Consider the following 13,525-nt stretch of genomic DNA (forward strand, 5'->3'; position numbering starts at 1 on the left):
TTAATTTGGCAATTTAAATTGAAGTAAATATTCTTTTGTTTCAGCTGAAATACGCAAACTCTCTCTCGCCTTTTGTATGGTTTTGTTTTGTACAAAAGGCGTAAGTGTTTTAGCTTCTATATAAGGGATTGTAGCCTTGTATTGTTTAGCTAAAGCTGTAGCGAAATACCACGCTATCATCATATTGATGTAATATTCTTCTGAACGTATGGCAGCTACCCAATCTAAATGAGTTGTTTTAAAATGTTCATCTAAGTAATTAGAGAGTAATACTCCAATAGCATAACGCACCGTATAAGTTTCGTTACTTTTGATCCATTGTTGAACATAACTCAACACCTCTTCAGGGTATTTCAAGAAAATTTTAAGGGCAAAAGTATCGCAAGTAGCCCAATTGTTGATATATGGTAAAAATTGTGTGGTGTATTGCATTACCTTTTCAAAATCTTTCAATTGAGCTATGATAAAGGCGTGCAGATTATTTTCTTCGTAGTAATAATGAGGTAATTTTTCCAAGAAAGCCATAGCCTCCTTAGGTTGTTGTTTTAGTAATTCTTTAGCTAAAGAGCGCATTGCTGGGGTTCGTACTCCAATGATACGTTCTTTATCAATGGTAGGGATAAGTTTAGCAGTAAAATCACGGTAAGGAATATCAGCTAAAGCTAAAAGGCGTTCTGTTATAAACATAATGATAATAATTGGTGAGGCAAATGTACAAAATAAAAGATAAATGATAGAAGTTCAGATAAAAAATCTTGCTTTTTATGGAAATAGTTTGTAACTTTGTCGCGTTTAATAAATTATATGTATATGACACAAATATTAAATCACGCCGATATTGAACACAAGATAAGGCGCATTGCTTATCAAATTTATGAAACACATCTTAATGAAGAGGAAATCGTGTTAGCAGGTATCAATGGCAATGGATATGTATTTGCAGAGAAACTCGCAGTAGCATTGGCAGGTATTTCACCTTTAAAAGTAGTTTTATGCCAAATTATAATGGATAAAAAAAATCCATTGATAGGTACTACGATTTCTATTCCTGCTGAACAATATACTGATAAAGCAGTGATAGTGGTAGACGATGTGCTCAATTCAGGACGTACACTTATCTATGGAGTGAAACACTTCTTAGAAGTACCTTTAAAACGACTCACAACAGCAGTGTTAGTGAATCGCAATCATAAAGATTATCCTATAAAAGCTGATTTTAAAGGTATTTCATTATCGACTTCCTTACAAGAACACGTTTCAGTAACTTTTGAGCCAAGTAATTATAGTGTAGATTTGTCGAATTAATCATTTAATTTGTTATGTACACAACACTCATCATTCTCTTTATATCAGCCTTGTTTTTTATGAGCGGTAAAGTCCGTTCCGATTTGGTAGCTATGTGCGCCTTAGTGCTTTTAGTACTTTTTGGTATCCTCACACCCGAACAAGCCTTGTCAGGTTTTTCGGATAAGGTAGTGGTGATGATGATAGGACTTTTTGTAGTAGGAGGTGCTATCTTTCAAACGGGATTAGCAAAGATGATGAGTAGTAAAATCTTGCGTTTAGCTGGTGATAGTGAGGTGAAGCTCCTTGTTCTGGTGATGCTTGTTACAGCTTTTATTGGAGCTTTTGTAAGCAATACAGGCACAGTAGCCTTGATGATGCCTATTATTGTGAGTATGGCAATGAGTGGTAATATCAATAGTAGTAGGTTGCTGATGCCTATGGCTTTTGCAAGTAGTATGGGCGGTATGATGACGCTTATCGGTACACCTCCTAACTTAGTAATCGATGGAGAGTTAGTGAAAAATGGCTATGACAAACTCACTTTTTTCTCATTCACCCCTGTAGGATTGATATGTTTATTAGTAGGGATGTTAATATTGATACCTATTACTAAAATCTTTTTAACTAAGAAAGGAGAAGGAGGAAGTGACAAAGGCAAGAGAGGAAAATCACTGAGTGACTTAGTAGGTGAATATCAATTATCTAAGAACTTATATCGCGTATTGGTAAGCGAAAACACTTTATTCAAAGGAAAGACACTTAAAGAAATAAACCTTTCACAACGTTATCATATTTCAGTACTAGAAATTAGGCGTAAGCCTACTTCTAATAACCCTTTCTTTAAAACAGGTAATCAGGAGGTTGTAAATGCTGATACTGTAATTTATGAAGGAGATATTCTTTATTTACGAGGTGATTTTGAGTCAATTGAACAAATGAATACCGAAAATCATTTGAACTTCCTTGATACACACCATCCTGAACAACGCTTACCTAATGAATTACACTTTCACGATATAGGGATAGCTGAAGTGTTGATAATGCCTGCTTCTAAATTAGTAAATACTCGTATTAGTGATAGCAAACTGCGTGAGCACTATGGGCTTAATATCTTAGGTATTCAACGTAAGGATACCTATATTTTACAGAACTTGAAAGATGAAAAGATGCACGCAGGTGATATATTATTAGTACAAGGGACTTGGGATCATATAGCCAAGTTAGATGCCGAAAGAAGTCAGTTAGTAGTATTAGGTCAACCTCTTGCCGAGGCATCGAAAGTAACCCTCACTCATAAAGCTCCTATAGCAGCCTTGATAATGGTAGCAATGGTAGTAGCGATGATGTTCGATTTTATTCCTATAGCTCCTGTAACAGCTGTGCTTATAGCCTCTCTTTTAATGGTTATTTCAGGAGCTTTACGCAATATAGAAGCAGCTTACAAAACAATTAACTGGGAGAGTATTGTGCTTATAGCAGGTATGTTGCCAATGGCATTAGCCTTAGAAAAAACAGGAGTATCTGCTTTAGTGTCTAATGCATTAGTAGGAAGTTTAGGCGATAAAAGTCCATATATACTATTAGCAGGGGTATATTTCACCACTTCATTAATGACGATGTTTATTAGTAATACAGCCACAGCAGTTCTTTTAGCACCTATTGCTATGAAAACAGCTTTATCATTAGGTTTACAACCTCAAGCATTTATGTTTGCAGTAGCTGTAGGAGCGAGTATGTGTTTTGCTTCACCATTTTCTACTCCACCCAATGCTTTAGTAATGTCAGCAGGACGTTATACATTTTCCGATTATGTAAAAGTAGGCTTACCGTTACAAATTATTATGGGGATTGTAATGGTATTTGTTTTACCACTATTATTTCCATTTTGATAAAAAGTTGTATCTTTGCCGAAAATTTTAAAAATAAAGAATGAAAAAAAGAATTTCAGATTTTTTGTTAGATGTTTCTAAATACGTATTTGCGGGCTTGTTAATAGCTCCATTATTTAACGCTTCTTTTATGTGTAATGAAGCTTGCTGGTGTGCTTTTACAGTCGCTATATTAGCTTTTATAGTAGGACTTTTCCTTTCTAAACAGAAAAAAGGATTAGGAAATAAAAATAACAACAACCGCAATAAAAATTATCGCAAAAATAATAATAACAACAGGAATAATACTACTTCCAACAAAGCATAACAATTTCTCCTTCAAAAACTATGAAAGTCTATTTTGATAATGCGGCTACTACTTCCCTTTATCCTGAGGTTGTAGAAAAAATAACAGAAGTATTGAATAATACTTATGGTAATCCATCATCTACTCACGCCTTGGGGCGTGCTGCAAAATCACTTATTGAATACAGTCGCAAGCAAATAGCAAAAGAACTAAATGCTTTACCCTCTGAAATTATTTTTACTTCAGGGGGTACTGAAGCTGATAATTTTATTCTCCACAGTTGCGTACGTGATTTAGGCGTACAAGTAGTTATTTCTTCACTTATAGAACATCACGCTGTACTACATACATTGGAAGTATTAGCTAAGGAATATCCTATACAAATAGTTTATGTGAATCTTACGGAAAGAGGAGATATAGATCTTCAACATTTAAAGAACTTACTTGATCAATATACTGAAAAAAAGGTATTAGTAAGTTTGATGCATCTAAATAATGAGATAGGAAACATTTTACCTTTGAAAGAAGTAGGTACACTTTGCAAAGAAAAAGGAGCGTATTTTCATTCCGACACAGTACAATCTGTAGGACATTATCCTATTAACTTACAAGAGATTCCTATAGATTTTATCACAGCTTCAGCTCATAAGTTTCACGGACCTAAAGGAGTGGGTTTTGCTTTTATCAGAAAAGGTATAGCTTTACACGGCAGTATTATTGGAGGAGAACAAGAAAAAGGTTTGCGCGCAGGTACAGAAGCTGTACATAATATAGCAGGTATGGAAGTAGCTTTTAGCTTGTGTTATAAGAATTTAGAAGAGAATACTGAAAAACTCAAAAACTTGAAACAATATTTTATACATCAACTCAAACATCATTTTCCTGAGATAGTATTCAACGGGACATCAGAGAGTTTAGAGGAAAGTAGTTATGCTATAGTGAATGTAGGCTTTCCTACATTACAACAGCAAGATAACACTTTGCTTTTTCAGTTAGATCTAAAAGGTATTGCCTGCTCAAAAGGAAGTGCTTGTCAAAGTGGTAGCGTACAAGTTTCACACGTATTATCGGCTTTTATGCCAAAAGAAGCACTACAATATCCTTCGTTGCGCTTCTCATTTTCAGCATTTAATACAATAGAAGAAGTAGATTTTTTTATAGAGAATCTTAAAGAAATCTCCCTTAATAAATACTGATAATAAGCTACTTATGTTTATTGTAGAGATTAAAAGTAAAAATATTTCCAAAAAAAAGTAGGTATTTCAAAATATTGTTGTAATTTAGTAGCGTTTTTAAACAATAGTTGTATTTAAATCTTAGATATGTCAGAGGAAAAAAACACATTAGCCATAGAGGACAATCGTTTAGAAGAAGCTTCATTTGTAAATTATGAAGCAATGTCTCTTAGTGAATTGACTAAAGAGTTGAAAGAACTGCTCCTTACCGAGAAAACTCAAGCTATTAAAAAACAAGTGGATGCTATCCGCTATGAATTTGATAAAAAGTACGATGCGCTGGTAGAAGAGAAAAGAGAAGAGTTTATTGCCGATGGAGGTGAACCTCATAACTTTTCTTATGAAATTCCTATCTATAAGGAGTTCTATACAGCTTTCAATAACTATCGTGAAAAGCGCAATCAGTACTACAAGGAAATGGAAAAAACTCATAAGGAAAACCTTGTTAAGCGCCGAGAAATTATAGAAGAGCTAAAGAACCTTATCAATACAGAGGAACACATAGGCACAACTTTTAAACAATTCCAGCAATTGCAAGAACGCTGGCGCAAAGCAGGAGCTGTTTCTAATGCCGATTATGAAGACTTGTGGAATACCTACCACCACCACGTAGAAAATTTCTATGACTATATCCACCTAAGTAAAGATTTACGTGATATTGACTTCAAACGCAATTTGGAAGAAAAATTAAAAATCATTCAACGAGCTGAAGCTCTCGCTCAAGATGATGTAGATGCGCTACTTGCCTCACGTGAGCTACAAGTGCTACATCGTATTTGGAAGGAAGAAATAGGCCCCGTGGATAAAGAACACCGCGAGAGTATATGGCAACGTTTCAGCGAACTGACAAAAAAAATACACGACAAACGCCAATATTACCTCAAAAATTTAGATAAAATATATGAGGAAAATGCTGTGAAAAAACAAAGCATTATTGAACGTATTAAAAAATTGGGAGAAAAAGAACCTACTACACATAATGCTTGGAAGCAACTCTCTAAACAAGTAGAAGAATTGCGCCAAAACTTCCTAAATGTAGGAAAAGTACCTTTGCAACAAGCTGATGAAGTATGGAAAGCTTTTAATGTAGCTTTGCGAAGCTTCAACAAAAAGAAAAACCAGTTCTACAAAATTCTTAAAAAAGAACAACAAGAAAATTTAACCAAAAAATTAGCTTTAGTAGAAATAGCTAAAGCAAACCAAAATAGCACTGACTGGGAAACTACTACTGAATTGATGAAAAATATTCAGAAAGAGTGGAAAGAAATAGGAAGTGTACCTCTTAGAAATACCGAAAAAATTTGGAAAGAGTTCAAAAAGGCTTGTGACACCTATTTTACTCGTTTGGCAGAAGCAATCCAACATTCTAAGAATAAAGAAAATAATGCTCTTGAGCAAAAGAAAGCTTTCTTGGACAAACTGAAAGAATACCAATTAAGCACTGATAGAGATAGGGAAATAGAAACCTTACAAAATTTTGTGAATGAATGGAATGCTTTAGGAACTACTCATCATTCTAAGAGAACTATCGATATCAAATTCCACAAAATAATCGATGCATTGTACAAAAAACTCAATTTTGATAAACAAGAAATTGAGATTATTAAGTACAACAATAAATTGGAACGACTTATCAATGATGATAATGAGAATTCTCTCAACAATGAGGTGATTTTTGTAAAACGTCGTATTGAGGAACTCAAATCGGAAGTATTACAATTGGAAAATAATTTAGCTTTCTTTGGTAATATTGATGAAAAGAATCCATTGGTACGTGATGTGATTAAGAACATCAATAATCAAAAAGAGGCTCTTAAAACGTGGGAAAATAAACTTCGAGAACTGAAACATTTACAAAAAACACAATTAGCTGAAACAGCTCAAGAAAATACAGAAGAAAAGGAATAGTTTTAGTTGTGAAATTAGTATTTGCTACCCATAACCAGCATAAATTAAGGGAAATACAAGCCCTTTTACCTCCAAACATTCAATTGTTGAGTTTGGATGACATTAGCTGTAATGAGGATATTCCTGAAACAGCTACTACCATTGAGGACAATGCCTTACTAAAAGCACAATACGTTCAAAAACAGTATCACTGTAATGTTTTTGCTGATGATACAGGGTTAGAAGTCCAAGCATTAAATAATGCTCCAGGGGTATATTCAGCACGTTATGCAGGTGAACACAAAAGCGATGTGGATAATGTACAATTGCTTTTGAAAAATATGGAGGGAATCTCTTGTCGAGAAGCTCAATTTAAAACTGTTATAGCCTTGTGCTTAGAAGGTGTTGTATATACTTTTGAGGGTATTGCAAAAGGAAATATAAGCACAACTCCTATAGGAACTAATGGTTTTGGATATGACCCTATATTTATTCCTGAAAACTCTGATAAAACTTTTGCTGAACTCACTCAAGACGAAAAAAATCGTATCAGTCACCGTGGAAAAGCTTTTGGAAAGTTGTTAGATTTTTTAAATCAAAAAATTCAGTAAGGAAAAGATGAGTTTACTAGAAATTAAAAATATCAAACGCGATTTTAGATTAGGTTCTGAAATACTACACGTACTAAAAGGTATCAATCTTTCCATAGAAAAAGGAGAGTATGTTGCTCTAATGGGACCATCAGGATCAGGAAAATCTACCTTAATGAATATCTTAGGCTGCTTAGATACTCCCACTTCTGGTGAATATATCTTAAATGGAAAGGATGTGAGCAAGATGAGTGATTCAGAGTTAGCTGATATACGCAATAAAGAAATAGGTTTCGTATTTCAAACTTTTAATTTGATGCCACGCACTACAGCTTTAGATAATGTGGCTCTCCCAATGGTATACGCTGGTGTTAAGAAAGAAAAACGACACGAGCGTGCTAAAGAAGTATTGAAATTAGTAGGCTTAGACAATCGTATGCTTCACAAACCTAATGAGTTATCAGGAGGGCAACGGCAAAGAGTGGCTGTCGCACGTGCTTTGGTAAATTACCCTTCTATTATTTTAGCAGATGAACCTACAGGAAATCTCGACTCTAAAACTTCTTATGAAATAATGAACCTTTTTGACGAAATCTACCAAAAAGGAAATACCGTTATCTTGGTTACTCACGAGGAAGATATTGCACGGTATGCTAAGCGTATTATCCGATTAAAAGACGGACTTATAGAAACCGATAGTGCTAAGTAAAATGAATATCGGAATTGTTATCCCTGCTTATAACGAGGCAGAAAGCATTGGTACTACACTGCATTCTCTGCTCAATCAAACTTATCCTCCTTTTCAAATTATAGTAGTAGATGATGGTTCTACTGATAACACTGCTCAGGTAGTAAATTACATTGCTTCTAAGTATCCTATAGTACAATTAGTACAACGTGGTGAAAAAGGAGAACACTTACCTGGAGCTAAAGTTGTACAAACTTTTAACTATGGACTTTCTTATCTAAAAGAAGACATAGAAGTGATTTGTAAATTTGATGCAGACCTTATTTTTCCCAATAATTATCTTGAAGTAATGAACCAAGAATATAGCAAAAATCTTCAGTTAGGAATGTTTGGAGGCTTTTGTTATATTGAGAAAAATGGCTTGTGGGTACTTGAAAATCTCACAAATAAAGACCATTTGAGAGGTGCTGTAAAATCATATCGGAAAGCGTGTTTTGAAGCCATAGGAGGATTAAAAATAGCAATGGGGTGGGATACAGCAGATGAGTTATTAGCTCGTTATCACGGATGGACAGTACAAACTGATGAAACTCTTCACGTAAAACATCTTCGTCCTACAGGGGCAGGTTATAAAAGCAATGCCCGTTATTTACAAGGAAGTGTATTTTATCGTATGCGATATGGTGTACTTCTTACATTACTTGCTGCAATAAAATTAGCTGTAAAGAAACGTAGTGGCAAACTCTTCTTAGATTATTGCAAAGGTTTTTACAAAGCAAAACAAGAAAAACAACCTTACTTACTCTCTGCAGAAGAAGGTAAATGGATAAGGCAATATCGTTGGAAAGGAATTTTTAGCAAATTTTATAACAGATAAATGGAACAAACAAAAGGAAATATATACTTAATCCCGAATTTGTTGGGAGATAGCGCTCTTGATGTATTACCAGCACAAGTGAGCAATATACTGCGTTCACTTACTTATTTTGTAGTGGAAAATGAAAAATCAGCAAGAAAGTTTATCAAACTGATGGTACCAGATAAAAAACAAGCTGATTTACAAATTGCTGTAATTGATAAGCACCAGCGTAATAGTGATTTTAGTAACTTTCTCGCTCCTTGTATGGAAGGAAATTCTATAGGTATTATCTCGGAAGCTGGTTGTCCTGGTATTGCCGATCCTGGTGCTGATATAGTGCGTATAGCTCATCAAAGAGGATTAAAGGTTATCCCCTTAGTAGGTCCTTCTTCACTTTTATTAGCAATGATGGCAAGCGGACTCAATGGACAAAATTTTGCTTTCAATGGCTATTTACCTATTGATAAGCAAGAACGCAAGAAAATACTGAAAGCCCTAGAACGCAAAGCAAGTGAAGGACAGTCTCAACTATTTATAGAAACACCTTATCGTAACCAACAAATGTTTAATGACCTTATGGATAACTTACAAGCTGATACTCTTTTATGTATAGCTTGTGATATTACACTTCCTACTGAAGAAATAAAAACACTCCCAATACATCTTTGGAGAAAAGTAAATATTGATATACAAAAACGACCTACAATCTTTATAATAGGGGCTTAAAAAGGTAAATACACTATTTTCTTAGTCTCGAAGAAAGGTTCATCGTAATAACTACTGATATCAGTCAGTTCTGCCTTAGGAAAAGGTGCTAACTCCTCAGTAAGGTCACCGCCTTTTAAGTAAAGAATACCATTAGGGAGGTCGTTTTTGGAAGTCTTCTTGAACTTTCCTTTTACCCAAGGCACAAAGTCCTTCATTTGAGTAACGGCACGACTTACCACAAAGTCGTAAGTATCTTTTAGTTCTTCGGCTCTTATCTGCATAGCCGTTACATTGGTGAGCCTTAAAGCTTTTACTACTTCTTGTACTACTTTTATTTTCTTTCCGATAGAATCGACCAATGTAAACTGACAGTTAGGAAACATTATAGCCAAAGGTATGCCAGGAAAGCCTCCACCAGTACCGACATCTAATAGTACTGTGCCATCAACGAACTGAATGCGCTTAGCTATTGCCAAGCTATGCAACACGTGTCGCTCGTAGAAATCGTCTATATCTTTGCGAGAGATGACGTTTATTTGAGCATTCCACTTTTCGTATAGCGGTTTGAGCTCTGCAAATTGTTGTTGTTGCAACTCACTAAGTGAGGGAAAGTATTTGAGTATGATTTTCATAGTTGCTAAAAATGTATTACTTTTGCACCCGTTTTTACATATTATAATGAATTTACGAGCCTTATTATTGATTTTTTTTGGGGGAGGTTGCCTTTCGTTCTTTGCACAAGAGCGGGATACTACCTACATTCAACCTTATCCGCAAGAAATATGGCTCAGAGCATATACTCCTACCAAAATGCTCATACTTACGCAAGGGAAAGAGGCTTATTCACCCAACTACCCATTTAGTTTAGGAGTTGGAATAGGTTTGCGCAAGATATTAGGGCTTAACGTACTTATGCACAGAACTTATTCCGACTAAAAAATGAAACAAATCTAAAAACTCGCAGTATTGATATACAAGCACATAAATACGGTAAACGCATACTTATAGATGCTTATTATCAAGACTATACAGGATTTTATATCGATAGAGGTAAAAGGAATTACACCCTCTTCCCTACCCTTTCTACCCAGCAAATAGGTGTAGAAAGCACTTACGTATGGCGTGCAGACAAGTTCTCGGCGCGAGCTGCCTTTGAGCAAAGCGAACGCCAAGTGAAATCGGCGGGGAGTTTGCTTTTTGGCAGTGGTTTCTATTGGCATCGCATAGAGCCTGATGCTAAAACAGAGAATGTGAGTAGCGAGGCTTTTGAGAATTTCCAAATAGGTTTTCACGTGGGCTATGGCTATTCCTGGGTAGCTAGCAAACACTGGTTACTTACAGGGGCGTTTATCGGAGGATTGAATTTTGGTAACCAAATGGACATACTGCAACAGCTGAACATTAAGGTTTATCCTACTTCTGTGACCCGCTTTTCGTTTGTATATCTGAAAGATGATTGGACTGTAGCCTTATCGGGAATTTTTAATAACAAGTCAGTTTATCCTACGGATAGCAAACCTATTCGCTTGATTACTCCCAGTGTACAACTATCGTTTACTAAGCATTTTTACCTCAAAAGAAAAAACTTTCTCACTCGATTACCTTCCCTAAAAGTACGACCAACCCCTCAACGGAACGGGTAAAGATAAGATATTCATTACCACCTTCCACGATATGGTATTTCCTTTTAATTTCTGCTACCGATAACGGATAGTTTTTAGAGAGAATACAATATTTACTACCTTTTTTTAACTCTTTAAGATTGATAGGAGTTACCTGCAAAACACGTCCGGCAAAGGGCTTTTTTAGCTGCTCGGAAGTGTATAGATGGGTATTTACGTCCAACTTCTCTACCTCAAAATGCTGCGTTATATAATTAAAAGCTCCTGATTTCAACAAAGCATTATTAGGAATATATAAGTACTCTTTAGGTTTGCTATACACCACTTGAGGAGTATGTAATGCTGCTTCTGTAAATTGCAAAATAGGCTCTTCATTCTCCAAATTCACACAATGTATTTGTACTTGCGTTTCTTTTTTAGGTTCTTGTACTACCAATACCTCCTTTACTTCATTGCGCAAGGCTACCAAATGAATATGTGTTATCTTGGGTAGCGTATGCAACAGATAACTAATATCTATCATAGGTGATAGTTTGGTAAACACTTTATCTGCTTTTTGCAATAGTACAGACTGTAACTCTAAGATATTAGGTGAGAGGTCTTCTAAGAGAAACTTCTTTTGTTTGAGTATGTCTCTACGGGCAGGATCGAGATAAATAAGATTGTAATGTGCTGTTGTGGCTTTCAAAAAAGCTTCTGCGCTTCCATTTATAAATGTAGCCTTGCGCCCTAGAACCTGCCAATTATGCTCTACTTTACTGAGAAGTTCCTTATTTTGTTCTACCAACGTAACTTCTTTAAACTTCTCTGAAAGAAAAAATGCATCAATACCGAATCCACAAGTAAGGTCTAAAAACCGTTCTCCGTGCAAGCCTTGTACCTTGTACTGAGCGGTCATATCGGAGGAGGTTTGCTCTAAATTAAGTGTTGGAGGGAACAATATACCTTCCGCAGTAAGCAAAAAAGGAAGTTTTTTAGCTGCTGTACGTCTGCCTTCAATCTGTTGTGCTAACTCTTTGTTAGAAATACCATTGAACACAGGTTTCTTGAGGAGCAATGTTGTAGTTGTCCCCTCGTATTCCCTGATAAAGCGTTGTACATTCTCGTCTAACAAATTCATAGCGCACAAAGATAGTACATTTTCACAAAAATCAAAGCCATTTTTTGCGTTTGAAGTAGAAAATCATTGCTACTGAAATACTTATCATTACCAACCATACTAACGGATATGCCCACCATACTTCTAATTCAGGCATATACTTGAAATTCATACCGTATACTCCCACAATAAAAGTAAGCGGAATAAAGATAGTAGAAATAAGGGTGAGCAAGCGCATAATGTTGTTCATCTTGTTACTCATTGCCCCCATATAAGTATCCGTAAGTCCCCAAAGGATATCGCGGTAGGTGCTGAGTGTTTCGACAATTTGTACCGTATGGTCGTGGAGGTCACGGAAATAGTGCTTAGTATCGGTGTCGATAAGATGATGAGGGGTTTTCTCAATCTTGTTTACTACCTCACGCGAAGGCACAATCGATTTTTGCAAAAATATAGCACTCTTTTTTAGCAACTGAATTTCGGAAATCATATCTTCACGAGGGTGAATAATAATCTCGTCTTCAATGGCTTCAATCTTATCGCTTACTTTATCCAAAATCACAAAATAGTTGTCTACAATAGCATCTAAGAGTCCGAATAACAAATAATCAGCTGAGCGTTTACGCAAACTGCTATCAGTATTTTGCAAACGTTTACGGACAGGTTCAAAGACATCTTCACCTTCACTTTCTTGAAAAGTGATGAGGTAGTTTTTGCCCAATAATAACGCTAAGTGTTCTGAAATGAGTTGCTCATCTTTACCGTAGTAAAGCATTTTGATTATCACTAAAATATGGTCGTCGAGGATTTCCACTTTCGGACGGTGCTCGGTATCGAGTATATCTTCCAAGAGCAGGTTATTTAAATGAGTATAAGCCCCAAACTTTTTTACTTCCTCGATATTGTTCAAGCCGTTTACATTTACCCACGTGATATGATTGTCGGTTATAAATCTAAGGGCTTCTTCAGCTGAAAAGACTTTCTTTACCTGACAAGAATGCTCGTTGTAGGTAATGACTTCTATATTGAGAGGCTTCTCTTTATTACCGAAATACACCAGACTACCGGCAGGCAAACCTACCTTTTTGGAGCGATTTGCCTTGCGTTTCCTCTTGGTAGTAGAGACTATATTTTTACTCATATATAATTATTATATTAAAATATTGGTTATTAATATTTTATTAAAACATTTTAAAGTTAAAGTATAAGTATTATAACAAAAACGAAAGCGTTAGTAAGCGTAATAAATGCTTGTTACTTTTGTTTAAATTGGTGGTTAATATACTGATTATTAGATTATTTTCACATTTATATACATAGTAAATAGATACTTTATAGAATATACATTAAATAAAAGATTTATATTTTTATTATA

General features: G+C 35.3%; 15 protein-coding genes. 11 read left to right on the forward strand and 4 right to left on the reverse strand.

Annotation, left to right across the window (positions count from 1 at the left end; all coding sequences use genetic code 11):
- Window positions 1-687, reverse strand: a complete 687-nt coding sequence (locus JMN12_RS12560) for a DNA alkylation repair protein (protein WP_203139547.1) — start codon at window positions 685-687, stop codon at window positions 1-3.
- 123 nt (window positions 688-810) lie between these two features.
- On the opposite strand from JMN12_RS12560, the gene JMN12_RS12565 reads away from it, so the two are divergent.
- From JMN12_RS12565 to JMN12_RS12605, 9 genes are all read left to right on the forward strand, one after another.
- Window positions 811-1,305: a phosphoribosyltransferase family protein gene (locus JMN12_RS12565; RefSeq protein WP_034555991.1), complete on the forward strand. Its 495-nt coding sequence runs from the start codon at window positions 811-813 to the stop codon at window positions 1,303-1,305.
- A 14-nt stretch (window positions 1,306-1,319) separates the two neighbouring features.
- A complete protein-coding gene (locus JMN12_RS12570; RefSeq protein WP_203139548.1) occupies window positions 1,320-3,176 on the forward strand; it encodes an SLC13 family permease in 1,857 nt (618 codons plus the stop codon).
- 40 nt (window positions 3,177-3,216) lie between these two features.
- The gene (locus tag JMN12_RS12575) at window positions 3,217-3,483 is read left to right on the forward strand and encodes a DUF6722 family protein (protein ID WP_009751141.1); all 267 of its coding nucleotides are present in this window, start codon (window positions 3,217-3,219) and stop codon (window positions 3,481-3,483) included.
- 20 nt (window positions 3,484-3,503) lie between these two features.
- Window positions 3,504-4,658: a cysteine desulfurase family protein gene (locus JMN12_RS12580; protein WP_009751142.1), complete on the forward strand. Its 1,155-nt coding sequence runs from the start codon at window positions 3,504-3,506 to the stop codon at window positions 4,656-4,658.
- Window positions 4,659-4,784: 126 nt separating this feature from the next.
- Window positions 4,785-6,605, forward strand: coding sequence for a DUF349 domain-containing protein (locus JMN12_RS12585; protein WP_009751143.1), 1,821 nt, complete (start codon window positions 4,785-4,787; stop codon window positions 6,603-6,605).
- Window positions 6,606-6,613: 8 nt separating this feature from the next.
- A complete protein-coding gene (locus tag JMN12_RS12590; RefSeq protein WP_088594275.1) occupies window positions 6,614-7,195 on the forward strand; it encodes a non-canonical purine NTP diphosphatase in 582 nt (193 codons plus the stop codon).
- A gap of 7 nt (window positions 7,196-7,202) precedes the next feature.
- The gene (locus JMN12_RS12595; RefSeq protein ID WP_203082205.1) at window positions 7,203-7,883 is read left to right on the forward strand and encodes an ABC transporter ATP-binding protein; all 681 of its coding nucleotides are present in this window, start codon (window positions 7,203-7,205) and stop codon (window positions 7,881-7,883) included.
- Between the two features lies 1 nt (window position 7,884).
- Window positions 7,885-8,739, forward strand: coding sequence for a glycosyltransferase (locus JMN12_RS12600; RefSeq protein ID WP_203139550.1), 855 nt, complete (start codon window positions 7,885-7,887; stop codon window positions 8,737-8,739).
- Window positions 8,740-9,447 carry an SAM-dependent methyltransferase gene (locus JMN12_RS12605; protein ID WP_203139552.1) on the forward strand — a complete coding sequence of 236 codons (708 nt, stop codon included), beginning with the start codon at window positions 8,740-8,742 and terminating at the stop codon, window positions 9,445-9,447.
- Here the strand turns inward: JMN12_RS12605 and rsmG are convergent.
- Window positions 9,444-10,061, reverse strand: coding sequence for a 16S rRNA (guanine(527)-N(7))-methyltransferase RsmG (rsmG, locus tag JMN12_RS12610; protein WP_203082208.1), 618 nt, complete (start codon window positions 10,059-10,061; stop codon window positions 9,444-9,446). The two genes, JMN12_RS12605 and rsmG, sit on opposite strands and share 4 nt — an antisense overlap.
- Window positions 10,062-10,107: 46 nt before the next feature.
- Here rsmG and JMN12_RS15360 point away from each other — a divergent pair, with 46 nt between their 5' ends.
- A complete protein-coding gene (locus JMN12_RS15360; RefSeq protein WP_238423911.1) occupies window positions 10,108-10,365 on the forward strand; it encodes a DUF4421 domain-containing protein in 258 nt (85 codons plus the stop codon).
- 35 nt (window positions 10,366-10,400) lie between these two features.
- Complete coding sequence (locus JMN12_RS12615) at window positions 10,401-11,072, forward strand: DUF4421 family protein (RefSeq protein ID WP_317193630.1); 672 nt, start codon at window positions 10,401-10,403, stop codon at window positions 11,070-11,072.
- On the opposite strand, the gene JMN12_RS12620 is transcribed toward JMN12_RS12615, so the two are convergent.
- Both JMN12_RS12620 and corA read right to left on the reverse strand, forming a co-directional pair.
- On the reverse strand, window positions 11,020-12,171 hold the full coding sequence (locus JMN12_RS12620) for a class I SAM-dependent methyltransferase (RefSeq protein ID WP_203139553.1): 1,152 nt from the start codon (window positions 12,169-12,171) through the stop codon (window positions 11,020-11,022). The genes JMN12_RS12615 and JMN12_RS12620 overlap by 53 nt on opposite strands.
- A 31-nt stretch (window positions 12,172-12,202) precedes the next feature.
- A complete protein-coding gene (corA, locus tag JMN12_RS12625) occupies window positions 12,203-13,291 on the reverse strand; it encodes a magnesium/cobalt transporter CorA (protein ID WP_203139555.1) in 1,089 nt (362 codons plus the stop codon).
- Window positions 13,292-13,525: the final 234 nt, after the last annotated feature.

Origin of the sequence: Capnocytophaga genosp. AHN8471 (assembly GCF_016806945.1) — a bacterium.
GTDB lineage: Bacteria > Bacteroidota > Bacteroidia > Flavobacteriales > Flavobacteriaceae > Capnocytophaga > Capnocytophaga periodontitidis.